Annotated in this window: 23 protein-coding genes and 1 pseudogene; 8 read left to right on the forward strand and 16 right to left on the reverse strand. The window is 61.2% G+C overall.

Annotated elements, in window-relative coordinates; genetic code table 11:
- The 4 genes and pseudogenes from GTW23_RS19345 to GTW23_RS19360 all read right to left on the reverse strand — a co-directional run.
- Positions 1-114: pseudogene (locus tag GTW23_RS19345) on the reverse strand (sugar phosphate isomerase/epimerase); the annotation flags it as partial.
- 70 nt (positions 115-184) lie between these two features.
- A complete protein-coding gene (locus GTW23_RS19350; protein ID WP_152009732.1) occupies positions 185-1,141 on the reverse strand; it encodes a substrate-binding domain-containing protein in 957 nt (318 codons plus the stop codon).
- A gap of 101 nt (positions 1,142-1,242) precedes the next feature.
- The gene (locus GTW23_RS19355) at positions 1,243-2,262 is read right to left on the reverse strand and encodes an ABC transporter permease (protein WP_152009733.1); all 1,020 of its coding nucleotides are present in this window, start codon (positions 2,260-2,262) and stop codon (positions 1,243-1,245) included.
- Positions 2,255-3,781, reverse strand: a complete 1,527-nt coding sequence (locus GTW23_RS19360) for a sugar ABC transporter ATP-binding protein (protein ID WP_152009734.1) — start codon at positions 3,779-3,781, stop codon at positions 2,255-2,257. Before GTW23_RS19360 ends, GTW23_RS19355 begins: the two co-directional genes overlap by 8 nt.
- A gap of 197 nt (positions 3,782-3,978) precedes the next feature.
- Here GTW23_RS19360 and GTW23_RS19365 point away from each other — a divergent pair, with 197 nt between their 5' ends.
- Complete coding sequence (locus GTW23_RS19365) at positions 3,979-4,998, forward strand: LacI family DNA-binding transcriptional regulator (protein WP_152009735.1); 1,020 nt, start codon at positions 3,979-3,981, stop codon at positions 4,996-4,998.
- A 121-nt stretch (positions 4,999-5,119) separates the two neighbouring features.
- Here GTW23_RS19365 and GTW23_RS19370 read toward each other — a convergent pair whose 3' ends face one another.
- From GTW23_RS19370 to GTW23_RS19385, 4 genes are all read right to left on the reverse strand, one after another.
- Positions 5,120-5,539: a PaaI family thioesterase gene (locus GTW23_RS19370; RefSeq protein ID WP_252917021.1), complete on the reverse strand. Its 420-nt coding sequence runs from the start codon at positions 5,537-5,539 to the stop codon at positions 5,120-5,122.
- Positions 5,532-6,344, reverse strand: coding sequence for an IclR family transcriptional regulator (locus GTW23_RS19375; protein WP_252917022.1), 813 nt, complete (start codon positions 6,342-6,344; stop codon positions 5,532-5,534). The genes GTW23_RS19370 and GTW23_RS19375 overlap by 8 nt, the downstream gene beginning before the upstream one ends.
- Positions 6,344-7,297, reverse strand: coding sequence for a winged helix-turn-helix transcriptional regulator (locus GTW23_RS19380; protein WP_252917023.1), 954 nt, complete (start codon positions 7,295-7,297; stop codon positions 6,344-6,346). The genes GTW23_RS19375 and GTW23_RS19380 overlap by 1 nt, the downstream gene beginning before the upstream one ends.
- 96 nt (positions 7,298-7,393) lie before the next feature.
- The gene (locus GTW23_RS19385; protein ID WP_252917025.1) at positions 7,394-8,926 is read right to left on the reverse strand and encodes a carotenoid oxygenase family protein; all 1,533 of its coding nucleotides are present in this window, start codon (positions 8,924-8,926) and stop codon (positions 7,394-7,396) included.
- A 267-nt stretch (positions 8,927-9,193) separates the two neighbouring features.
- Here GTW23_RS19385 and GTW23_RS19390 point away from each other — a divergent pair, with 267 nt between their 5' ends.
- From GTW23_RS19390 to GTW23_RS19420, 7 genes are all read left to right on the forward strand, one after another.
- On the forward strand, positions 9,194-9,910 hold the full coding sequence (locus GTW23_RS19390) for an alpha/beta fold hydrolase (RefSeq protein ID WP_252917479.1): 717 nt from the start codon (positions 9,194-9,196) through the stop codon (positions 9,908-9,910).
- Positions 9,907-10,866: an NAD(P)H-dependent flavin oxidoreductase gene (locus tag GTW23_RS19395; protein WP_152009741.1), complete on the forward strand. Its 960-nt coding sequence runs from the start codon at positions 9,907-9,909 to the stop codon at positions 10,864-10,866. The genes GTW23_RS19390 and GTW23_RS19395 overlap by 4 nt, the downstream gene beginning before the upstream one ends.
- Positions 10,863-12,554, forward strand: coding sequence for a class I adenylate-forming enzyme family protein (locus GTW23_RS19400; RefSeq protein ID WP_252917028.1), 1,692 nt, complete (start codon positions 10,863-10,865; stop codon positions 12,552-12,554). The genes GTW23_RS19395 and GTW23_RS19400 overlap by 4 nt, the downstream gene beginning before the upstream one ends.
- Positions 12,547-13,785 (forward strand): acetyl-CoA acetyltransferase, encoded by a 1,239-nt coding sequence (locus GTW23_RS19405; RefSeq protein ID WP_152009743.1) that lies wholly within the window; start codon positions 12,547-12,549, stop codon positions 13,783-13,785. Before GTW23_RS19400 ends, GTW23_RS19405 begins: the two co-directional genes overlap by 8 nt.
- 189 nt (positions 13,786-13,974) lie before the next feature.
- Positions 13,975-14,973 carry a TRAP transporter substrate-binding protein gene (locus GTW23_RS19410; protein ID WP_193217317.1) on the forward strand — a complete coding sequence of 333 codons (999 nt, stop codon included), beginning with the start codon at positions 13,975-13,977 and terminating at the stop codon, positions 14,971-14,973.
- Between the two features lie 66 nt (positions 14,974-15,039).
- Positions 15,040-15,540 (forward strand): TRAP transporter small permease subunit, encoded by a 501-nt coding sequence (locus GTW23_RS19415; protein WP_252917029.1) that lies wholly within the window; start codon positions 15,040-15,042, stop codon positions 15,538-15,540.
- A 3-nt stretch (positions 15,541-15,543) separates the two neighbouring features.
- Entirely contained in the window at positions 15,544-16,857 is a 1,314-nt protein-coding gene (locus GTW23_RS19420) for a TRAP transporter large permease (protein ID WP_152009746.1), read from the forward strand.
- A gap of 149 nt (positions 16,858-17,006) precedes the next feature.
- On the opposite strand, the gene GTW23_RS19425 is transcribed toward GTW23_RS19420, so the two are convergent.
- From GTW23_RS19425 to GTW23_RS23570, 8 genes are read right to left on the reverse strand one after another with little or no spacing between them, the layout of a single operon-like run.
- The gene (locus GTW23_RS19425; protein WP_252917030.1) at positions 17,007-18,455 is read right to left on the reverse strand and encodes an aldehyde dehydrogenase family protein; all 1,449 of its coding nucleotides are present in this window, start codon (positions 18,453-18,455) and stop codon (positions 17,007-17,009) included.
- Between the two features lies 1 nt (position 18,456).
- Positions 18,457-19,224, reverse strand: a complete 768-nt coding sequence (locus GTW23_RS19430; protein WP_252917031.1) for a sugar isomerase domain-containing protein — start codon at positions 19,222-19,224, stop codon at positions 18,457-18,459.
- 21 nt (positions 19,225-19,245) lie between these two features.
- Positions 19,246-19,980 carry a phosphorylase family protein gene (locus GTW23_RS19435; protein WP_152009749.1) on the reverse strand — a complete coding sequence of 245 codons (735 nt, stop codon included), beginning with the start codon at positions 19,978-19,980 and terminating at the stop codon, positions 19,246-19,248.
- On the reverse strand, positions 19,977-20,813 hold the full coding sequence (locus tag GTW23_RS19440) for a carbohydrate kinase family protein (protein WP_252917032.1): 837 nt from the start codon (positions 20,811-20,813) through the stop codon (positions 19,977-19,979). Before GTW23_RS19440 ends, GTW23_RS19435 begins: the two co-directional genes overlap by 4 nt.
- Entirely contained in the window at positions 20,810-21,367 is a 558-nt protein-coding gene (locus GTW23_RS19445) for a cysteine hydrolase family protein (RefSeq protein WP_252917033.1), read from the reverse strand. The genes GTW23_RS19440 and GTW23_RS19445 overlap by 4 nt, the downstream gene beginning before the upstream one ends.
- Positions 21,364-22,251 (reverse strand): ABC transporter permease, encoded by an 888-nt coding sequence (locus GTW23_RS19450; RefSeq protein WP_252917035.1) that lies wholly within the window; start codon positions 22,249-22,251, stop codon positions 21,364-21,366. The genes GTW23_RS19445 and GTW23_RS19450 overlap by 4 nt, the downstream gene beginning before the upstream one ends.
- Positions 22,248-23,276 (reverse strand): ABC transporter permease, encoded by a 1,029-nt coding sequence (locus tag GTW23_RS19455; protein ID WP_252917037.1) that lies wholly within the window; start codon positions 23,274-23,276, stop codon positions 22,248-22,250. The genes GTW23_RS19450 and GTW23_RS19455 overlap by 4 nt, the downstream gene beginning before the upstream one ends.
- Complete coding sequence (locus GTW23_RS23570; protein WP_425602795.1) at positions 23,273-24,172, reverse strand: ATP-binding cassette domain-containing protein; 900 nt, start codon at positions 24,170-24,172, stop codon at positions 23,273-23,275. The genes GTW23_RS19455 and GTW23_RS23570 overlap by 4 nt, the downstream gene beginning before the upstream one ends.
- Between the last annotated feature and the right edge of the window lie 30 nt (positions 24,173-24,202).

Consider the following 24,202-nt stretch of genomic DNA (forward strand, 5'->3'; position numbering starts at 1 on the left):
CCCCTTGTAGCCGCAATCCGCCGCCCACTTGGTGATCGACTCCCACGAATTGAACGGCGCTTCATCGCCGGCAAACTGCGCCAGGAACAACGCCGGCCCCTTGATCGTTCTCATTGGTTTCCTCCTCGGGATATGAGGCGGGAGAAGTGAAGGACTTCCCCCGCCCGTATTGCTTGGTGGCTGATCAGAACGGCGAGTCCGGGAAATAGAACTGCTCGGCATTCTCCGGGGTGATCAGGGTCGCACCCAGGATGTAGCGGCCGGCGACCGGACCGTTGGACTTGAAGGCGGCAACCGTCACATCCATCGCGGTGGCGATCATTGCCGGCGGATAGAGAACATCGACCGGCACCAGTTCGTTGCCATCCATGATGCCCTTGATCGTCTCCTTCATTCCGGCGCCGCCGACGACAAACATGCCGTCGCCATCACGGCCGGCCTGCTTGAGGGCGGCAACCACGCCAATGGCGATGTCGTCGTCCTGCGCCCAGACGGCGTCGATGTCCGGGAACCGGCTCAGGAAGTCCTGCATGACATCGAAGCCGTCGTCACGGTTCCAGTTGGCGTGCTTGTGATCCAGCACGTTGATGCCGGAACCTTCGATCTCGGCCATGAACGCATCAAAACGTTCATTGTCGATCAGTGTCGGGATACCGCGAAGCACGACAATGTTGTCGCCCTCCTTCAACCGGGACTTCATGTAAACCGCCGACACGCGACCCAGTTCCGGGTTGTTGCCTGCCACGTAGATGTCTTCGATGCCGGGCTGGCTCAATCCGCGGTCAACAACGGTAATGAGCGCTCCGGATTTCTTGACGTTGAGAACCGGATCGGTCAGCGGCTCGGATTCAAAGGGAAGCACGACGAGTGCATCGATCTGGTGAACCGAAACAAGATCCTCCAGCGCACTTGCCTGGGCACCCGGGTCCGGCGAATTGACGAGAATGAGATCGATGTCGGGATAGAGCGCTTCGAGTCTCTTCTCGGCATTTTCGGCGTGCCAGTTCATGCCCGCTGCCCATGCGTGGGTTGGTGTCGGATAGGACACGCCGATCTTTATCTTTTCCTGGGCGACGGCCGCGCCGGCCAGGCCCAGGGCACCGCCAAGTGCCAGGGCCATCAATGCTATTCTTCCTCTCATTTCTTCCTCCATTGTTTAATTTTAGGGCGAGATTTCCCGTTCCGGGAAACCCGGTTCTCCACAACGCCGGCCTGCTGGCCTGTGACGTGCGAATTCTCAAATCAGAGTTTTGTCCGGCCCTTCCGGCCCCAGTCGCCACGCTGAAGCCAGACGGCGACAATGATGATCAGACCCTGCATGGTGCCATTGAGGTAGTTTGAGATCACATCCGTGAAATTGAGGATGTTTCCGATCGTCGTCAGGATGAGAGCGCCCAAAATGGTGCCGCCGATGCGGCCGTAACCGCCCTTGAGCACGGTTCCTCCGATGATCACCGCCGCAATCGCTTCCAGTTCCCACAAAACGCCCGTTGACGAGGAGGCCGATCCAAGGCGTGGCACATAGATGATCGTTGCCAGCGACACGCAAAGGCCCTGCAACACATAGGTCCACGTCTTGATCCGGTCGACCTTGATGGCGGAGTATCTCGCGACCGCTTCGTTCGATCCGATCGCGGTGCAGTAGCGGCCGAACGCGGTCCAGTTGAGCAGGACCCAGCCGGCAATGGCGACCATGATGAAAACCCAGACCGGGATCGGCAATCCCATGAAACTGTCATAGTAGACCGGCCGGTATGTGTCGCGGATACCATAATCAAGTGACAGGGTGCCGCCGTCCGCGAAATAGGTAACCAGCGACCGGAAGATCCCCATCGTCCCGAGGGTGACGATAAAGGCTTCAATCTTCCCCTTGGTGGTCAGCATTCCGTTGGCCCACCCCGCCCCGAGCCCAAGGATGATGCTGCAGAAGCAACCGATCAGCACTGTGGCGATCCCGGTGCCAAAAGTGTCGATCGTGTTGTTCATCACGATGATCATCACCCCGGCGATTACCGCCGCCATCGACCCGACCGACAGGTCGATGCCGCCGGCTGTAATCACGAATGTTGCCCCGACGGCGATGATGCCGATGAATGCGGATCGCGTGAGAAGGTTGGTGATGTTGCCTTCGCTCAGGAAGGCGGGGTTCAGGAGAAAGCCGATCACACATAACAGGATCAGGGCGATTGCCGGACCCAGCGTCTTGATATCCAGCGATGTCGCCCTGCGTGCCGCGGGTTGGGGCGCAATTGTATCAGCCACGGAAGGTCTCCTCTTTCAAGCCTGCGGCATAGCGCACGATTTCATTTTCGTTGATTGCCTCGCCGGTCAGTTCACCGGTGATCCGGCCAGAGCGCATGACCAGAACACGGTGACAGATCCCGATGATCTCCGGCATCTCGGAGGAGATCACCACAACGGAAATCCCCTCTGCGGCGAGTGCTGCGATGAAATGGTAGATTTGCTGTTTGGTGCCCACGTCGATGCCGCGGGTGGGCTCATCAATGACAACAATACGCGGCTCGGCTTCCATGATCTTGGCAAGCAGCAGCTTCTGCTGGTTGCCGCCCGAGAGTTCGCGAGCGCGCGCTTTCGGGTCTCGAGCGCGGATGTCGAAGCGGCGAATGCCGCGTTCCAGGGCCTTCTGTTCGGCGGTCCGGTCGAGCATGAAATGGCGGATGAACCTGGGCAGGGCAAGGAGCGTGATATTCGGGCCCATGCCCTGCTCCATCAGCAGGCCCTTCTCCTTCCGGTCCTTGGTGAGATAGACAATCCCGGCATCGCGCATTTCCGCAACGGAAGCATGCGACGATTCCACCCCGGATAAAGAGACGGTTCCCGCGGCCTTCTCTCCCAGGCAGCAAATGGTTTCGAAGAGTTCCGTTCGCCCGGAGCCGATGAGACCGAAGAAACCCAAGACCTCGCCCTTGCGCAGATCGAAGGACACATTGCGAAGGTTTTTCGTCGTCATGCCGCGAACACTCAGAACCACTTCCGCATCGACATCGGCTTCATTCATCGGCGGATAGAAATCCGACAATTCGCGCCCGACCATCATCTGCGCCATGCTGTCGAGCGTGAACTCGGCCGTCTGCTTGGTGGTGATCCACTGCCCGTCGCGCAGGATGGTTATCCGGTCGGCGATCTCCATGACCTCGTGCAGCTTGTGGGAAACGAACACAATCGCAGTTCCGCTCGCCTTCAGCTTGCGCACCTGCTTGAAGAACAGCTCGGTCTCGGCATCCGTCAGGACGGCGGTGGGCTCGTCCATGATCAGCACACGGGCATTGCGGCTCATTGCCTTGACGATCTCCACCATCTGCTTCTGGGCGATGGACAAATCGGAAATCCGGGCCTTCGGCGAGACATCCAGTCCCACTTCAGCCAGCATCACGCCGACCCGACGCGCCATTTCGGCGCGATTGAGCAGGCCGTTGCGCGACAATTCGCGACCGAGAAAGATGTTTTCAGTCACCGTCATCTGCTCGGCGAGATTCAGCTCCTGATGGATGAGAACGATGCCCAGGGCTTCGGCCTGGCCATTGCCGGGGAGCTGGATTTCCTCACCGTCAAGCCGGATCGCACCGGAGGTGGTGTCGTGGAATCCCGAAAGGATCTTCATCAAGGTGGATTTGCCGGCGCCGTTTTCGCCGATCAGCGCATGAACTTCGCCGGCCCGGATGTCAAAGCTCACGCTGAACAGCACGGGAACAGTGCCGAACGACTTGCTAACGCTCTCCGCTGAAAGCACCGATGCCTCGATGCTGGCCGCCTCTTGCATGCTCCGCCTCCCCCCACGATATTGGCCGACTCCTCAATCGACCATCGTTATGTAAACCTTTTCATTCAATATGTAAACCTTTTCATAGAATTCTGAAAACCTTTTCATAAATGCAAACCTTGGCTATGTTGCGGAGCCGCAATCGCGATTCTCGATGCTTCTTCTTGGGCGCCGGCTAGTGGAAAGCGTAGGAAAAATTGGAAGAACAACCGATCAAGCCAGCGACAATCGAGGATGTTGCAAAGCTTGCCGGCGTTTCGATTGCCACGGTGAGCCGCGCGATAAGGAACCCGGAGAAAGTCGCTGAAAGCACCCGAAAAAGGGTAACGGCCGCTATCGCGCACACGGGATACACCGCCAATGCCATGGCGCAGAACCTGCGCATGCAGAGATCGCAGATGGTGATGGTGCTCGCCCAGTCCATCTCCGACCCCAATTTTCCCGGCATCCTCACCGGACTCGAAAAGGTGGCGAATGCCCGGGGCTATGGCCTGTTGATCGGCAACACCGAGGGTGATGTCGCCATGGAGGAGAAGTATCTTCGCTTCCTGTCCACAGGCATGGCCGATGGTCTTGTTCTCATGTCAGGGCATGTTCCCGTCGCCGGCTGGCCAAAAAATCCCAAGGCCGCCCTTCCACCGATGGTTGCGGTGTCACGACCGGTGATGCACGAAAGCATCGCCTATGTGGGCGTTGACGACGTCAATGGCTCGAAAGTGGCGACCGAGTATCTGATGTCGCTTGGTCACAAACGCATCGTCTATGTTTCGGGGCCGCATGGCGATGCCGTGTCCGAATTGCGGTATCGCGGATACTGCCTGGCCTTCGGCGAGGCTCATGATGCCGGTTCGGCGTGGCACGTCCAGGGCGACGGCACCAGTGAAGGCGGCCGTGCCGCGGTCGAACGCCTTTTCATTCGCGACAGCCTGCCGACAGCATTCTTCTGCTTCAACGACAGCAGTGCCATCGGTGTGATCGGCTCGCTGCAGGCGCGTGGATACCAGGTACCACAGGATTTTTCGGTTGTCGGGTTCGATGACATTCCGTTCTCCAGGAATATCTCACCGTCGCTGACGACGGTCCGTCAGCCGCGCGGGCAGATCGGCGAACTGGCAATGTCACATCTTCTCGATGCGCTTTCGACGCGAACTGTTACAGCCAAAGAAACGCTGCTGCATGGGGATCTCATCGTGCGGGATTCCTGTTCAACACCCTGATATCCGGTCAGAACAGGCTTGGCAGAGCGGGCTGCGCCCCAAGACGGCACCGAACCCGGGCTTCAAGTCGCGGCTTGAGGGATCGGGGTGGCGCTTACCGGACGAGTTTTCCGCAACCGGCTCAATGCGACCGATCAAGAAGGCGGAAGGTGCCTGACGCGCGGGCCAGGATCAGGCCAGTGTCGTCTTCGACATGACCTTCCGAAAAGTAGATGGTCTTGCCGCCGCCCACGCGCCGCCCTTCGGCAATCAGCATGCGGCCCTTCGGCGCTGCGAGATAGCTCACGTTGAGGTTGAGCGTCACCGCCCGGCGAAAATCGTTCGGCAAGCCCTTGTAGACCCCCGCAGCACCCAGAGCTGTATCGAGCAGACTGCAATGAACACCCCCGTGCGGCACCATAGCCCGGTTCATGTGCTGGGGGCCGAGATCGAGTTCAAAACGCGCATAGCCCTCCCGGAACTCGGTCTTGCGAAATCCGATGAGATCCTGAAAGCCGTAGGCGCTGGCGAAGGGTTCGACGGTTTCCGGATGTTCAGTCATTGTCCATCGGCCTCAGGCTCAGGTTGTGGGCTGCGCGCAGCAGACGCTGTGCCCGGGTTTCCATCAATTCCTCGGCGCTGTTCAGGAAGGCCACTCCGCCGACATTGAGGGCAAAGACACGGTCACCCTCGACCGGCACGATGGGGGCTGCAATTCCGTTGATTTCCTTGCGCCATTCGCTGAACGAGGTGCAGAAGCCGTAAGCCTCGTAGTCCGCCCGTGCACGGGCAAGACCATGGGTCAACCGGGCGCGCTCCTCGTCAGAAGCGGCGCGGTCAAAAGCCCGGACCAGCAGTTCCTCGCGCTTGTTTTCGGAGAGCCCCATCAAAAGCGCCCGTCCGATGGAGGTGGAGAAAAGAGGCACCTGCGCCCCAAGGTAAAACGCCGTCAGAATGGCAGAGGGCGCGCGATGGGTGACCAGATAGACAGCCGAAAGGTCGTGGCGTTCGGCAATGGCCGCGGCGACATTGGGATTGTCGCCAGCGCACAGATCCCTCAGTTCCACCTCGGCACGGTCCTTCAGGTCAGTCGACGCCAGCGCCCCGAAACCCAGGCGCAGAACACCGGGGCCGAGCCTGTAGAGCCCCCCCGGCTCGGACTGGACCAGATAGCCGAGCTTGCACAGCGTATAGGTCATCCGCGTCACGGTGGCCTTGGGCAGCCCGGTGCGTTCGACGAAGGCGTGGTTCGACAGCTCCACCTCGTTCTTGCGGAAGCAGCTCAGCAGCCCCAGTCCGCGGGCAAGGGCCGTGACGAATTTCGGATCGGCGGCGTCGGTGTCAGGTTCATCGGGCTCGTCGGTCATCAACTCCCCTCCCCGTCGCTGTTGTCTTGCCGCGGCCGTACATAGACGTTCTCGCGACCGATCCAGCCGCCGCAATGATCGCAGCAGAAACGGCCGTGGACCAGTTCACCGCATGAATGAACACGCAACTCCGGCGGTGGCTGGCCATCATTGCACCAGCGGTCTCCCCAGTCGGCGATGCTCAGCAGCAGAGGGTAGAATCTTTCTGCCTTGGGCAGAACCGAATAGGTCAGCTTGCGACCGTCCTGGCGCTCTTCGACCAACCCGAGAAGGCGCAGCTTCTCCAACCGGCCGCGAGCGACCGACATCCCCAGATCAAGGCCGTCGGCAATCGCCTTGAGGTGGGACGGGGATCGAAACAGCGTGTAGAGGATTTCATTGCAGGCAATGTCACCGACGAGGGACGCCGCCACCATCTTTTCGGCTCCCAGATCCCCGGCCGCGGTGACGGCTTTATCGTTGCGGCGCGAAAGCCTGTCGCGCGGATCAAACTGCAACGGCTGGGTGTGCTCGACCGTCACGCTCTCACTCAGCACCTCGTTCCGGCAATGGGTGCAGCGATAGCGCGCGCTGATACGCTGTCCACAGCTGCGGTGGACGATCTCGAACGGCAGAACGCTGACATCGCTCGGATTGGCTTCATGCCAGAGCCAGATCGAGTACATCGCATCCTGCAGATCAAAAGCCTTGGCCGTCAGAGCATATTCGAGCGTCGTGTGGGTCGGGCTGACCTGCCGGCGATACATCATCTGCTCATGGCACAGATGCGCCAGTCGCAAGGACAGCGTCTGCTTGGGTATGTTGAGCTTCTTCTGAAATCCACCGAAACGGCGGTCGCCATTATAGGCTTCCTTGAGGATGAGCATGGTCCACGGGTCGCCCAGAATGCGCAGGGCCCGGCGCAACGATGTTGTCGGAGGTCCTGCGACGGTATCCCGGTTGATCTGATTCACGCCCCCACCTTCCGCCACGCGACCGGTCGCACGCAGTGTGCATCCGCGACCGGACGTGCAATCCCGATATTGTCCGGAATTGTCATCCAGGACCTGTCATACGTCCCAAATCTCGGATCCGTCCACCCATGTCGTGTGGAATCCAATGCTGATCCGCCTCGGGATTTTCACCCGGGCAATGGGAGCGGTAATGTCGGCGGCATCGAAAATCAGGCAGTAGGACGTCCAGTCATTGCTGTCGGTCGTGAACATGACGGGATAGGCTCTGGTCTCATCCCCTGAATGGCCCTGACCAAGGGCCGCCGCCACCGGTGCTTCCGAACCATAGACACCGTCACCATAATCGTAGCGCTGCGTCGCGCCCGTCTCCAGATCATAGCGCAGCAGGCCGTTGAATGTCTGGCACCGTCCCTCGAGACTGCCTTCGTGCGGAACCGGAATGACCTGGTTGAAGCTGTAGCGGGTTTTTCGTCCGGTCATGTGGGAATTGATCGTCGGAAACTCGGTGTTGGTTTCGTCGATCATGCCTTCTCGTGTCTCTCCGGTCTTCACATTGAACGACCAGCGATACATCACGTGGCTGCGGCGGCGATAGGCCATCATCGATGCGAGATGATGGTCGCGGGCGTCCTTTTGCGGCATCGGGTCTTCCTGGCGGCAACCGAGCATATGAACCCAGTCGCCTTCTTCCCAGGAATTCGAGATGTGCAGGATGTAGCAGGCCTCGGCCTCGAACCATTGCACCTTGTCACTGCGCCCGAAACGGTCGATCAGGCCGAACCGCGCCGGCTGGTCCCGGTGGAAGCCCATGACACGCCGGTTGTGGTTCTTGAGAATGTCGACATCGTGGTAAAATGGCAGATCGTGCAGGATGGCATAATTTTCGGTCAGGCCCATGTCATGAGGGGATCGGGGGCCCTTGAGGTCGATGTCGATATCGAATTTCAACCGGCCTTGCGCATCGGCCATGCCGTAGCTCATGTAGGGCGGCTCGTCCTGGTAATTGAAGAAGAAGAGTTCACCGGTGTTCGGATCGGTCTTGGAATGCGCAGACAGGCTGTGGCTGAGACCGCCGCCCAGGGTTTCGCGGCCCTTGGTCTCCAGCGTCAGTGGATCGACCTGATAGGGATCACCTGCCATGTGCCACAACGACAGCAGATTGCCGTTGTAGAAGATAACATCGGTGTTGGAGACATCCTTAATGGGCGAACCGGGCAGACGGAAGTCATAGGGGCCGGCAATACCGGGCCAAATCGCCTTTCCGGCCTTGTCCTCCACGATGAAGGCGCCATTGCGCAGATATCTCTGCCGGAATGTCGCCTTGCCGTCACGGAAGTAGATCGCCCGGAGCTGCGCGTCCCCGTCATAGTAATGATACTTGCTGTTGACCGGCTCGAAACGCTGCGACGGGCCGTTCATCACGTAGGCGCCGCACAGATCCGACGGGATCTCGCCCTCGACCTCAAGATCCTCGGCATCATACTCAACGTCGGTTGGTGCGAAAGCGCCATGCAGATACGGATGGTCATACCGCTTGATCCAGTCCGGAGCATCAGGCGGCGGTGTACCGTCGGGCGCGACCATCCTTACATTGGCGGCGGTTACCATCAGTGGCGTGTCATGCGACATCGCGGCGCTCCTTTTGTATATTACTAGACCAAATTCTGCCAAATCCTGCCATTTGTCAAGCTGCGCCGACGGCGCTGCTGTCGAGATCCCTCCATTTCCAAGGCAATCTGCTCGATGCCTGGCGCTATGCAAACCCAACACGGACACCGACCCGCATCTTCAATAGCGCTACCTGTTCCGTCAGATGAAACATCGTACTGAATTTGTGAAATCCCATTGACCGCCCGATCTGTTTGGTCTAGCAATTTTACCTAACGGGAGGAGTTGATGATGTCGCGCCTAGTGTGTCTGCCAGGACTGCTTTGCACAGCGGAGGCGTATGCCGACGTATTGCGGGGCATTGACGTACCGGCGGATGTGATGGAGCTGCCCGACTCTGACAACTTCCAAGGGATTGCTTCAGACATTGCAGCCGCGCTGCCGGATCGCGCGATCCTTGTTGGCATGTCGATGGGCAGCTATCTTTGTCTCGAAATCGCCAGACGGGAGCCTGACCGGGTTGCGGGCATGGTGCTGATTGGCTGCACCGCAGAAGCCGACAGCGAACAATCAGCGGCCAAGCGCGGCAAGGTGGTCAAATGGGCGCGGCGCGAAGGGCTTGATGCTCTTTCCGACACGATCTGCGCAGGAATGCTGTCTCCGCAAAACAGGGCCAAGGCTCCGCTGCGCCAGAAGATTGCGCGGATGGCGCATGCGCAGGGACTGGAGATCTTTCAGCGCCATCAGGCCGCCCTCGCCGGACGCCCCGACAATACTGCCGCTCTTTCGGAGATCACCTGTCCTGCACTGGTCATCACCGGAGCGGACGATACGGTGACGCCGCCGCATGCGGGGCGCGACCTCGCCGAAGGGCTGGCCAATGGCAGGTTCGTGGAAATCGAGAATGCCGGACATCTGGTCGTGCTTGAACGGCCGGACGTCGTGGCAGCACAGTTGAACTTATTCATCGGCCACGACATGAAGAAAGAGACCCTGGCAGAATGACAATTCGTGATCAGCTTTCCAATTTGCGCATGCCGATCTTTGCGGCCCCGATGTTTCTTGTTTCATCGCCGGAGCTCGTCGTCGCCTGCTGCAAGGCGGGGGTTGTCGGCAGCTTTCCGGCCCCGAACCTGCGCACCAGCGCCGAACTGGGAGACTGGATGCAGACCATCAGGGACGGCGTTGCGCAGCCAGCCGAAAGCGCCTGGCCGGTCGCGCCCTGGGCGGTCAACCTTGTCACCCACTCGACCTCTCCACGGCTTGCGTCCGATCTGGAACAGGTGGCCAAACACCAGCCGCCCATCGTCATCACAGCGCTTGGCAGCCCGAAACCGGTCATCCCGGTCGTCCATACCTATGGCGGGCTGGTATTTGCCGATGTCACGTCGGTCGAACTGGCGCGCAAGGCCGCGGATGCAGGGGTCGATGGCCTGGTTCTGGTGTGTTCAGGCGCCGGCGGGCACACCGGCGAGCTGAGCCCACTGGTCTTTGCCGAACGCGTCCGGCAGTTCTTCAATGGCTACATCGCCCTGGCAGGCGCGATCAATACAGGCGAGGCGGTACTGGCTGCACAGGTGCTGGGAGCCGATTTCGGTTATGTCGGCACCGCTTTCATTCCGGCAACAGAAAGCCTGGCGTCGGACGAATACCGGCAGATGCTGACCGAATGCGGCCCGACCGACCTGATGGTCACCAAAGCCTTCACCGGCGCGCGCGCAAGCATGCTGAAACCCTCGATGGTCAAGCAGGGGCTTGATCCGGCAGAGCTCGAATTCAAGGTCGCCAAGATGAATTTCACGGGACGAAAGGACGAAAAGGTCAAGCCGTGGTCGGGCATCTGGGGCGCTGGGCAAGGCGTTGGACGCATAGATCGCATAGAGCCTGCCGCCGCTATCATCGACCGGTTCACCTCGGAGTACGAGGCGGCCAGGACACGCGTGGCGGCGCTTTGCAAATGAGCCTGTTCGTTCCCGACAACAGCGAACGTTTCCGGGCATCCGGCCATTGGGGAGACACCACCATCCCCGACATGTTCCGCGACACCTGCGAGCGCGCATCCGGGCGTCTTGGGCTGGTCGATCCGCCAGATCGCGCACGGGTGTTCGAGGGCGCGCCCCGGCGACTGACCTACGGCGAAATGCGCAGGGAAGTCGACCGCTACGCGGCCCTCCTGCAAAGCCACGGACTTGGCCCCGGCTCACTGGTGGCCACCCAGCTCCCCAACATTTCCGAACTGATCCTCATCTATCTCGCTATCTCGCAGATCGGAGCGGTGCTGAGTCCGATCTCGGTCGCCTATCGTGGCGCGGAATTGCGTGCGATGACCGAGATCGCGGATTTTGACGCCTATATCTCGGTTGGCCGGATGCGCGGAAAGCCCTACTACGCCGAGCGCCTTGACGCACTCCCGGCGACGGCCATCCGTCTCGGGATCGGAGAGGACCTGCCGCCCGAAGTTGCCCGCATCGACACTTCTGCAGCGCCGGGAAAACCCGAGCCGGTCGAACTCGACGCAGACAACCTCTTCGCGGTGTTCTGGACCTCCGGCACCGAAGGCCTTCCCAAGGCGGTGCCCAAGACCCACAACAACATGATGGCGAGCTCGCTCGGCGCATGGCGCATCCTCGGTCTGCCCGATGGCGCCAATATCCTTGCGCCCTTCCCCTTCGTGAACGCCGCTGCGATGGGCGGATTGATGATGTGCTGGATGCGGACAGCTGGGGCGATGATATTGCACCACCCCTTCGACGTGACGACCTTCATCGATCAGCTCAAGACCGAGGAAATCGCCTACACGATGGTGGCGCCGACGGTGCTCGTCTACCTGCGCGACAAGGCAGCCGATCCGGACCTGCATCCGGCACTGCACCGGCTTCAGGCCATCGGAACGGGCTCCGCGCCACCTGATCCGGAGGTCTTTGCCTTCTTCGACGCCAAGTTCGACATCCCGGTGCTCAATTTCTTCGGTTCCAACGAAGGCGCTCAATTGTGCTCATCTCCGGCACAGGTCGTTGACCCGCGCAAGCGGGCAAGTTTCTTTCCCCGCGACGGGGATGAAGGCTGGTCCGACCGGCCAGATGGCCTGACTGCCAATGGCGGCACGTTCAAGATTGTCGACCCCGACACCGGAGCAACCCTGACAATGCCCGGCAGCACCGGTGAAATGCATATTCGCGGTCCCGCGCTGATGCCGGGCTACTTTGGCCGCGACGGGGTTCGCCACGACAGGATTGACGCCGAGGGGTTCTTCGCGACCGGAGACCTCTTCGAGATTTCCGAATGCGGCACCCTTATCCGGTTCCACGGGAGGTCGCGGGAATTGATCGTTCGCGGCGGCATGAAGATTTCACCGGTCGAGCTCGACGGTCTGCTCTCGGCTTTGCCAGGTGTGCGTGAAGTCGCCGTTGCAGCCTACCCGGATGCCAGGATGGGCGAGAAGGTCTGCCTGTTCGCGGCCTTGGAGAATGGCTGCTCACTTGATCTCGAGGCGGTGCAACGCTTCTGCAACGACAAGCAAATGGCAAAGTTCAAATGGCCGGAACGGCTGATCCTCGTCGAAGCCTTGCCACGCACGCCCTTGGCCAAGCTCGACCGCAAGACACTCACCAGACGACTGGCCGAAGAAGGAAACGCAGTCCATGCCTGATCCTGTTTACATCCTCGGTGGCGCACAGACCGACTTTGCCCGCAACTGGCACCGTGAAGGGCTCGGCATCGACGCCATGATGGCTGAGACCTTGATGGAAGGTCTCGAAGCCACCAGCCTCGAGGCCCGCGACATCCAGAGTGTCCACGTCACCAATTTCACTGCCGAACTGTTCTGCAACCAGGGGCAGCTGGGCGGCATGGTGGCTTCCATGCACCCGGATCTCTCCGGGGTGCCAACGAGCCGTCACGAGGCCGCCTGCGCCTCGGGGTCAATGGGCATTCTGGCCGCCGGCGCAGAAATCGAGGCGGGGCGCTACGATCTGGTCTGCGTTCTGGGCGTCGAGTACATGCGCAATGTGCCCGGTCGGCAGGCCGCAGAGTATCTGGGTGCTGCGGCATGGGCCGGCCGGGAATGGACCGACGCAAAGTATGTCTGGCCAGCGGCATTCGCCGACCTGATCACGGCCTATTCCGAGAAATTCGGCTATGTGAACTACGACCATCTCGGTGAGATCGCCCGGATCAACTACGCAAACGGCAAACGCAACCCGAATGCGCAGACCCGCAATTGGCAATTCTCTGAGCAGAGCTTCAAGGAGGATGATGAAGCCAATCCGGTGATCGAGGGCCGTGTGCGCCGCAACGATTGCGGACAGGTAACCGATGGTGCCGCCGTGGTCTTCCTGGCCTCCGAGGCACGTGCGCGCGAATACGCAAAGGCCCGCGGCCTGAAACTGTCGGATCTGGCCAGGATCGACGGGTGGGGGCATCGCACGGCACCGATGCTTCTGAGCGAGAAATTGCAGGAAAGCCGCAACAGCCGCTTTGTGCTTCCGCAGGTGCACCAGGCGATTCGCGAGTGTTTCGACCGGGCCGGTATCGCTGATGCTTTCCAGCTCGACGCGATCGAGACCCACGATTGTTTTGCGATGACCGAGTATGCGGCCATCGACTGTTTCGGAATCACGGAGCCAGGCGAGGCCTGGAAAGCGGTGGAAGAGGGCGTGATTGCCGCTGATGGCAGGCTGCCGATCAACCCCTCGGGGGGGCTGATCGGTCTCGGCCATCCGGTCGGTGCAACCGGTGTGCGCATGATGCTCGACGGATATCGTCAGGTGACGGGCAGCGCGGATGAGTGCCAGGTGGAGAACGCAAAACGGGTCGGCCTGCTCAACATTGGCGGCTCGACCACCACCATCGCTTCCTTTGTCGTCGGACGCGGCGAATGAACCGGCGCAGCGGAAGCCGTGACCGGAAGATAAAGACAGGCCCGGGCGTCCGCTTGCCTGTCTGCAAGGTCGCCCGAAGAACCCGGGCTGATGACGCATGACTGACGGAACCGCGGTGCAGCCAGGCGAATGCCACCGGAGGAAAGGCATTCGCGGCTGCAACGAGACTTAACAACCAGGGAGGAAACCATGTTGAACAGAACTATCACACACCTGCTGGCAGGAGCCGTCGTGGCTCTTGGCGTGACCGCTGCACAGGCAAAGGATCTTGCGTTTTCGGTATTCGTACCCGCCGCATCGCCCACCGTCTCCGCAGTCTACCAGCCATGGATCGACTGGTTCAACGAAAAGGCTGCGCCGCATGACGTCTCGATCAAACTCTATGCCGGCGGTACGCTGGGCAGAAGCCCGCTGGCCCAGGCTCAGATGGTTGCCGACGGTGTGGCCGACATGGCGTTGACCGTTCCCTCCTACACGCCGGGGGTCTATCCGGACTTCGACATGTTCGAGCTGCCGGGCTTTATCGGCAACGTCAAGGAAGGTTCGCTTGCAGCGCTGGAACTTCACCAGGAAGGCAAGCTCAGCGGCTACGAGGACTATTATGTCGTCGCGATCTACACCTCGGACACCTACATGCTGCATTCGAAGCCCGAGATCAAATCTTTCGACGACATTGCCGGCAAGCGTTTTCGTGTCGCCGGACAGATCCAGACGGCTGTGGTCGAAGCTCTTGGCGGCGTTCCGCAAAATGCCTCCGCCGGGGAGATGGCGGAAGCGATCGACCGCGGTCTGCTTGACGGTGCGCTGACCGACGCTTCGGTTGCCCGCACCTTTCGGGTTTCGGATGTCGCGACGAACCATTACGCCGCAAAGCTTGGCGTGCTGGTCTTTACCATCGTCATGAATCGCGGCGTTTACGAGGATCTGCCGGCCGAGGTCCAGGATCTGCTGGCGCAAAGCGGCCAGATCGTCGCCGACAACCAGATCGCTTCCTATGGTCCCGCCGTTGCCCGCAACCTGGAGCAGTGGGAATCCAGCGACGAGCACACCGTCGTGCAACCTTCCGAAGAGGATAGCGCGCGCATCGATGAGGCTGTTGCACCGGTCATCGATCGTGTGGCCGCTGCGGCCACACCGGGCCTGCTGGAGGCGTTCAAAAGCAAGCTCGAGGAAATCCGCACACGCTAAGGCGTTCAGAAGGGCCGAAGGCCGCTTTGCCTTCGGCCCTTGCGGTCAACCACAAGGGGCGAGATGATGAAGAAACTGGAACGGACCTTCATGCTGATGTCGCGCGCGGCGGCCACGCTTGGTGTGCTGTTTCTGCTGCTGGTCGCGGCAATGTCCGTCGCCGATATCGTGATAAGGGAAATCACCGGCCGTCCAATCCGCGGCGCTCACGATCTGGCCAGCCTGCTCACAATCATCATCATCGCTTCATCCTTCCCCGCGGGACTTCTCGAGCGTCGTCAGATCAAGGTCACAGTCCTTGGCAGCTTTCTGCCTGAGAGCATCAACCGGGCAATGGAAGTGCTCGGCGCGGTCCTGACCGGCGCGATGTTCCTGTTCATTGCCTATTTCGTGACACTTCATGCGATGCGTGTGAGCGACAGCCATCAGGCCACCATGGTCCTCAACATGCCGATCGGTCCGTGGTGGTGGACTGCCAGCATCTGTTTCTGGGCCTGCATTCCCGCACAGCTTTTCGTCATAATCGCCGAAATTCTCGGCCATCCCGCTTCCCAACATCAGGACTGAGTCATGGATCCCGCAACCATTGGCCTGCTCGGCATGGCCCTGATGCTTCTTCTCATCTTCATCCACGTGCCCATCGGTGTGGCCATGGGTGTTTCCGGCGTCCTGACATTCGGACTGATCCGCGGCAGTTTTGGACCGGCGCTGTCGCTGTTCGGGACCGAGACGGTCAGCAAGGTGGCCAGTCTCGAGCTCTCGGTCGTCCCGCTGTTCCTTCTCATGGGGGCCTTCGCCACGTTTGGCGGCCTTTCAGCCGATCTTTACCGGATCGCCTACGCCTTCATCGGCCATGTGCGCGGCGGGCTGGCCATTGCGACCATCGGCGGCTGTGCCGGTTTTGGTGCAATCTGCGGATCGTCGATCGCCACGGCAACCACGATGACCCGTGTTGCCCTCCCCGAGATGATGAACAGGAAATACTCGGAGCGCCTCGCAACGGGTTCCATCGCGGCGGGCGGCACATTGGGCATGCTGATCCCGCCTTCGATCATCCTGGTGCTCTACGGTGTGTTGACGGAGCAGTTCGTCAAGACACTGTTCGTGGCGGCGCTGATCCCGGCAGTGCTCGCGGTCGGCCTGCACATTGTCACGATCATGATCCTGGTCCGCCGCAACCCCGCACTGGCTCCCGAGGGGGACGTTCTGCCCTGGTCGGAAGGTTGGAAAGCGCTCAAGAACGGGTGGGCTGCGGTCATTCTCATGATCGTGGTCACCGGCGGTATCTATGCCGGCATCTTTTCGGTCAACGAATCCGCCGCCGTGGGCGCATTTCTTGCCTTCGTGATCGCCGTGGCGCGTCGCCGTCTTTCCTGGCGCGGCTTCTGGGCGGCCCTGCGCGATACAGCGGCAACCACCTCGATGATCTACCTGATGATCATCGGCGCCTCTATCTTCACCTATGCCGTGACGCTTTCCGGATTGCCGGAAATCATCGTCAACGGTATCCGCGACACGGGCTTGCCGGGCATCTGGGTGGTGATCCTGCTGATGGTCATGTACCTGATCCTGGGCGCGATCTTCGACACCATCTCATCCATGGTGATCACCATTCCCTTCGTCTTCCCCCTGATCCTGAGCTACGGATACGATCCGGTCTGGTGGGGTATCCTTACGGTCATGGTGATCGAGATCGGGATGATCACACCGCCCATCGGCATGAATGTCTTCGTCATGAAGGCCATGCTGCCCGATACGAAACTCGGCACGATCTATGCCGGCGTGGGTCCGTTCATCCTGGCGGATGTGATCCGGCTGGCCATCCTGATTGCATTTCCGGCACTGTCGTTGATGCTCGTCGACTTCTGGGATCTGCCGCGGTAGCAGGGTCAAAAGTTGGTCCCTGAAGGGAACTCCGGGCCTCTCCGGCCTCCCTGTTTTCGTGCCGGTGGGAGCAAACCGCCAAAGCCCAAAGACTATGCCGGCTCCGGCAGCAGGCTTTCCACCCGGCCCGCCAAGGCCGAAGTGGACACCTACATGCTGTGACGAAGGCGCATTTTCAGATGTTTGGGCTGCAGGTAGGTGTCGAGACCTTCGGGCCCCAGTTCACGCCCGAAGCCCGACATCTTCCAACCGCCGAACGGCGCCTGCAGATCACTGGTGTCGTTGACGTTCACGCCGACGGCGCCGAACTCCATCCGCTCCGCCAGTGACCAGACCCGATCGAGATCACCGCCGAAGATGTAGGCGGCAAGGCCATATTCCAGGCTGTTGGCGATGGACAGCATCTCGGCGTCGCTCGCAAACGTCGCTATGCCCATCACCGGCCCGAAGGTCTCCTCGCTCATCGGCAGGCTGTCGAGCGGCGCATCGGCGATGACAGTCGGGCGGTAGAACAGCCCATCGTCAAATCCGCTGCCGGTGGCTCGGGCACCGCCGGCAATGACACGGCCGCCCTTCGTCACGGCATCGGCAACATGCCGGTCCATCCGCGCGATCACACCGGCGTTCTGGACAGGACCATAGCCGATCGCGGGATCGAGCCCATCACCGATGACCGTCTCCTCGGTCAGCGATGCAAGGATATCGGCAAACTCCCTGGCAACAGGTGCCGCCACCAGAATGCGGTTCACGGTGATGCAGATCTGACCCATGTTGGAGAAGCCGCGCCTGTGGGCTGCTCGTGCGGCTTCTTCGAGATCGGCGTCCTCCATCACGACAAAGGGAGCATGGCCGCCAAGCTCGAGGCAGAGCCGTTTCATGTTGCCCGCAGCGGCGCGCATGATGGCCTGCCCCGCGGGGATCGACGCGGTGGCGGACAGTGCCCTGATGCGCGGATGCGACGACAGGGCTTCGCCGGCCACCGGCCCGAGGCCCGGAATGTCGGCGATGGTGCCTGCCGGAAAGCCCGCTTCCTGCAGACAATCGACCACCATGGCAATGGCCAGCGGTGTCTCATGCGGGGACTTGACAATGATCGGGCAACCGGCGGCCAGCGCCGGACCGATCTTCCAGCAGTAGAGATCGATGGGATAGTTCCATGGCACGATTGCCGCTACCACCCCGATCGGGTGATAGGTTACGAGGTTGCGGATATTGGGCGCCGAAGCCGGACGGATCGAACCGCCCACACGCACCGCCTCTTCGGCATAGTAGCGCATGACTTCACAGCCGAAGAGGATCTCCTTGATGTTGTCGGAAACCGGCTTGCCCTGCTCTCGGGTGAGCAGGCGGGCCATATCGTCGACGCGCTCCTCGATCAATGTGGCGGCCTTGCGCAACATGTCCGCGCGGGTCCGCGCCGGCATCAGCGCAAAGGATGCCGCCACTGCCTCGGCGGCATCGACACAGCGGTCGACCACAGCCGCATCCGCCAGCAACGTGGTACCGACTGGTTCGCCATTGGCGGGGTTGACGATCTCGAAGCGGTCGAGACCGGTGGGGTATTCCCAACGGCCGTTGATGAAAAATCCGCGGTCCATCTCAGCGTGCCTTCAGCCGGCGCCACAGCTCGGCATAGTTCAGGTCGTTCTGGGCGTTGGCTGCGGCCTTCTCGGTGGTGTTGGGGCTGACCATGAGATAGGGGTCGCGGCCGGCTTCGGCGACCAGTTCGGCCGTGGTCGAGTTGATTGCATGGCCGATGGCAATGGCGATGGAAGTCGAGGTTGCGCCGGTCTTGCCCTTCACTCCTTCGATCCCGATCCCTGCATCGCCCAGCGGCACGCCGGTGTCGATCACCACGTCAGCGATTTCATAAAGCCGCTTGCCACTCGAATGACGCGACGGAACGCTGGAGGAATGCGGCATCGAGGTCACCCCGATCACCTTCATGCCCTTCTCTTTCGCAGCCACTGCGATGTCGAGCGTCACTGCATTGATGCCGGAATGGGAGAACATCAACATGGTGTCGTCGGGATCGGTCTGATGGCTGTCAAAAATCGCCTTGCCGTAGCCTTCCTGTGCATGGATGAAGCGGTACTGGCGGGCGCCTGCGTCACCCAGCACCCGGTGGAAGGAGATCATCGAGCTTTCGACGATGGGGCGAAACCCGGTGACCGTGCCGGTGCGCGGGTACATTTCCATGGCGGCAAAAGATCCATGGCCGGTCCCGAAGGTGAATACCAGCTTGTCGTCGAGGATTGATCGGGCGCAGACGCGTGCGGCTTCTTCGATTGCATCGGTCTGGGTGTTGATCACCTGGCTCAAACGATCAACGACCGTCTGGAGATAGCGCTTGGGCATATCGCTCATTGTTCTTGTCCTTTTGTCTGTTCAGCTCGTGATCGCGTCCAGCGCGATATGGAAAAGTTGGTTTTCGCCGCCTTCAAGCGCCTCGGCGCCAAGCTTCTCCTGGCTCAATGCATCGACGGTGCCGTAACACATGGTGGCGACGGCGAGGCCGAGGTCCTGGCCGGCGGCAAGCAGCGCAGAAGTCTCCATATCGAGCGCCATCACACCACGCGCGTTCATGTCCTTGCGCATGGCATCCGCGCGGGATGAGCCCTTCGCGTCGATCCCGAACATGTCGCGATAGAATGCGTCATAGGTGGCGTAGAGGCCGCGGTGCGAGGTCTCGCCTGCAGCGGAGGAGGCTTCCACGAGGGCCGTCACGAGGGCTGCGTCAGCTGACACCTGCTCGCCTGTCGGCACGCCATAGGCAGGTGATGTTCCGTCAAAGCCTATGGCGGAGTCGGAGATCAGAAACTCGCCCCCGGTTGCAGGCGGAAAGTACATAGCCGTGCCGATGCGGACGAAGCGCCTGATGCCGAGATCGGCAAATTCGTGCAGCACGATGGTCGCAATCGGCGCCCCCATGCCGAAGGCGACAATGCTGACTTTCTTGCCGTTCCACATGCCTGTGACGGTCTTCAGCCCTCGTTTGACCGGCAGGAACACCGGCTCGGCCAGAAGCGCGCCAATCCGCTCGACACGGTCGGGATCGCCGACCAGGATTGCGCTGTCTCCCAACTCTTCGGCGCTGTGTCCCGAGTACCAGGCTCGTTTCATGATAAGCGTCTCCCTTTGCGGTCCGCAAGAAGTGCGGCCGCTGCTTTTATTCCTGCGCCGGCGGCCTCCACCGGGTCAGCCCCGGACATTTCCGCAGCGATGTATCCGCCGGCAAAGCTGTCGCCCGCACCGGTGGTGTCAGCGATATCAATCGGCAGCACGAGCAGCTCCTTCGCTTGCCCCGCAGCAGTGACGACAACGCGATCGCTGCCGCGTGTTTCGACCAGCACGGCGGCTGTCTTTCCGATAAGCGAGCGTTCCGAGGCCGAATGGAAAATCACGTCCGCCCGTGCGGCCAGTTTTGCGCGAAGCTCCGGCGGGAAGGCATCCGGGTCGTTCTTCACTGCCCAGTAGAGGCGGGCATCTGCCGGACAGTGTGCGACGATCTCGTCCATCAGATGGTGCGGGCCGACGGCCACGCAGAGATGGGTTGCCGATGCGATGAGGTCCATCTGCGCCTGGTTCAGGGTTTCGGCCCGGCCCAGCGCCGGATCGTAAAGGCACATGCAGGATCCGTCCGACTGGTAGACCAGGAGCGCGGTGGGTGAGCGCAGGCTGTCAACCACACCGATCCCTTCCGTGCCGATCCCCTGTGCGTCAAGCCTGGCGACAAAGCCTTCGCCCTCAGCCCCCTTGCCGACCCACATGACCGGGGTGGCCTGCTGACCGGCACGAACCGCTGCACCCGATATGTAAGTCGGGCAGCCGCCGGCGCGCGGCCAAGCCTCCGGGTCACGCGCGGCGATCAGCGTGGTTTTATCCCCCACCGCCTGACCGTCGAGCCCGACCGCGAAATCGAGACTGGCATAACCGGTAACGACCAATCTGCTCATGCGAGCAGATCCTTTGCGGTCTCAAGGTCCACCACCTTGCCGATGTAGCGATCGATATCCTCGAGTGACGCTTCGCCGAGTTTGGGCCGGTTGGTGTTGACCGCCGGACCGACAACATTGACCGCGAAACCGTTGGCGAAGGCATCCGTCGCCGTTGCCCGGACGCAGACGTTGGTCTTGACCCCGCAGATCACCACACGCTTGACGCCCTGTTCATTGAGAAACAGGGCCAGCTCGGTCGCGAAGAACGCCGAATAGCGCCGTTTCGTGATCAGGATTTCCCTGGCGCGGCCCTGCGGTCCGAAGCCCTCGAAGAACTCGGCATTGAACCCTCCGCTTATGCAGTGCACCGGGAGGCGCGGCTGCTCGAAATCGGCAAAGCCTTCGCGGTGCCGGTCGCACACGTGGACGATGATTGCGCTGCCTTCTTCCGCTGCGCGGATCAGCGCGCGGACCGGCTCGATCACCTCCGGCGCGACCGGATAAAAGTTTTCGCCATCGGGATGCAGAAACGAATTCTGCATATCCACCGCGATCAGTGCAGTCTTTGTCATTGTGTTCTCCTCAGGCTGCGCATCTGGGAAACGACCAGAGCGACAAGCACCATAAGATAGGGGAGCGCGCCGATCAGCCGGGGCGGAAGCCCCACGGTCTGCATGCGGATCTGCGCGGCATCGAGCAATCCGAACAGCAGACAGGCGGCTGCAGTCTGCCAGGGGCGGTCACGTCCGAAGTAGAAGGCTGCGAGGGCAATAAAGCCGCGTCCTGCAGTCAGGCCCTCGTTGAAGATGCCGATGGATGCAAGTGCGAGCTGCGCGCCGGCGAGGCCGGCAAAGAAGCCTGCGAAAGCCGTCGAGGCTTCCTGCAGCAGTTTAGGCTTGAGGCCGACCGCCAGCATGACAGGTGCGGCGTTTCCGGTTGCGCGGATCCACAGGCCGAAACGTGTCGCACCGAGCAGGAACGGAAGCACCGCAATCGCCAGAACGGCGAGGATGGTGAGCGGATCGAGATGTGCCAACAACTGGCCGACCACCGGGACGCTCTCGACGGACTGCGGAAACACGTGCGGCAACAGTGCCACGTCCGGCAGGCGCAAGGTGCCCGACGATCCGTAGGCATAGCTCATCAGAAACCCGATGGCGCCGGCTGCAAGCACATTGAGCCCGAGCCCTGCCGTGATCATGTTGGCGCCCAGCCGGGTGATGGTCAGCGAGAAGCCATAGCCGATCACCATGCTCACCAGTGCTGCAGCCAGGGTGGCGACAAGCCAGCTGCCGGTGGCAGCCGAGATAACGATCGCAACAAAGGCTCCGACCAGCATCTTGCCTTCGAGTGCAATGTTGACGATGCCGGCCTGCCGGTTCACCAGGCCGCCGATGGCGGCGAGAAGAATTGGGGTTGTAAGGACCACGCCGGAGGCAAGGATCTGTTCGATCATGCTTTCACCCTCCGACGGATACCGATGCGGCCCAGCTCAATCACAGCGAAGATCATGACAATGCCCTGGATGATGTTCACGAGATCGAGCGGGATATCGGAAAAGAGCTGGATCGTGGTTCCCGCCGAGGCGAGTGCCCCGAAGAGAATAGCGCCGATCAGCATGCCCAGCGGCGAGTTGTGGGCCAGCAGTGCGACTGCCATGCCGGTGAACCCGTAGCCGGCGGAGAAACCGTCGGTGAACCGGTGCAACTGACCAAGCCCGTGCGCGGCGCCGCCCAGTCCGCCAACAATGCCGGACAGTACCATTGCAAGGATGATCGTGCGCTGGACCGAGACACCGACAACCCGCGAGAACCGGCGGTTCAATCCGACCCAGGCTCCTTCAAGCCCGGCAGGAGTGCGGCGGGTCCAGAAGGCATAGGCAACAAGAACGGCGAGCGCCAGCAGGAAGCCGCTGTGAAGCGTGCCCGGAGGCATCAAGCGTGACAATTCGGCCGCCTCGTGAACCGGAGGAGTGACGTTGTTGCCGGATTGCCGTGAAAGGAAGGGACCGTTGACAAGGTACCCCGTGATCGCAACGGCAATGAAATTGAGCATGAGGGTGGATACAACCTCATCGACTTCCAGCCTTGCCAGCAGCCACCCTGGAATGAACAGCCATGCGGCGCCAAACAGCGCACCGACCGCCAGGCAGATCGGAACCAATGACCATCCAAGCTCTGCGGGGAGGCTGAAACCCGCAACAACGGCTGCGAGACCTCCAATGAGAAATGCTCCGTCGACACCGACATTGAACACCCCGGCTCGGAAGCAGATCGCGGTGCCGACGGCGGTGAACAAAAGCGGCGTTGCGGCCGATAGGGTCGAGGCCAGACGCCGCGGCGATCCAAAGCCCTCGGTCAGCATCAAGGAGAACGTGTCCAGCGGGTTTTCCCCGATGGCCAGCAACACAAGGGCGCTGACCAACAGCGCAATCAGCAAGGGAACGGCAAAGCCCAGTCCGCGGTCAAGCCAGTTGCTCACGCACCCACCCCTTCCATGACCATGAGGCGTCCGATCTCACGCCTGTCGGCATCCGCGTCCAACGCCCCGACAATCCGGCCTTGCGCCATCACCATGATGCGGTCGGACAGCATCTGCAGTTCATCCAGTTCCTCTGACACAAGCAGCACCGCGCCGTCGGCATCGCGGAAATCGCGCAAGATGCTGTGGATCGCTGCGATGCCGTTGAGGTCCACGCCCCGGGTGGGTTGGGAGACGAGAAGCAATTGCGGTGATCCAGCGGTCTCGCGGGCAAAGACGACGCGTTGCTGGTTGCCCCCCGACAGGCTGGCAACCGGGTCACGCAGCGCGCCATATTTCACGGAAAGCCTATTCAACCGTTCCAGCGCAACGCGTTTCATCGCTCCCCGGTCAACCCACAACCCGTTCGAGATGGGGCTTGCCCGGTGTGACCCGGCAATGGCGTTTTCTTCGATCGAAGCATCGATTGCGAGCCCCTCATGCCGGCGGTCGGGGCTGATGTACCCCATGCCTGCCGCGCGGCGACGCTCCGCGTCCAGACCGCCAAGGTCAATGCCTGCCAGCTCGACACGGCCTTTGGCCTGCCTCAGACCGGACAGCGCTTCCATCAATTCGACCTGGCCATTTCCGGCAACACCGGCAAGTCCGACAATCTCGCCCGAATGCACGGCAAACGAGATGTCGTGGAGCGGGTGGGATTTCTCGACAGCCTCGGCCGACAGCCCTGCAACGTCGAGAACCACCGGGCCGGGCGTTCCGCGCCTGATCTCGCCGCCGACCGGATTGGAACCATCAACGATATGGGAGGCAATCTCTTCTCCGCTTGTCTCCGCAACCGCTGCGCTGAACGCAATCTTGCCTTGCCGGATGACCGTCACCCGATCGGCGAGCGCCATGACCTCGCCAATCTTGTGACTGATGAACAG

The organism is Parahoeflea alexandrii (assembly GCF_024105735.1).
In the GTDB taxonomy this organism is placed as follows: Bacteria; Pseudomonadota; Alphaproteobacteria; order Rhizobiales; family Rhizobiaceae; genus Hoeflea; species Hoeflea alexandrii.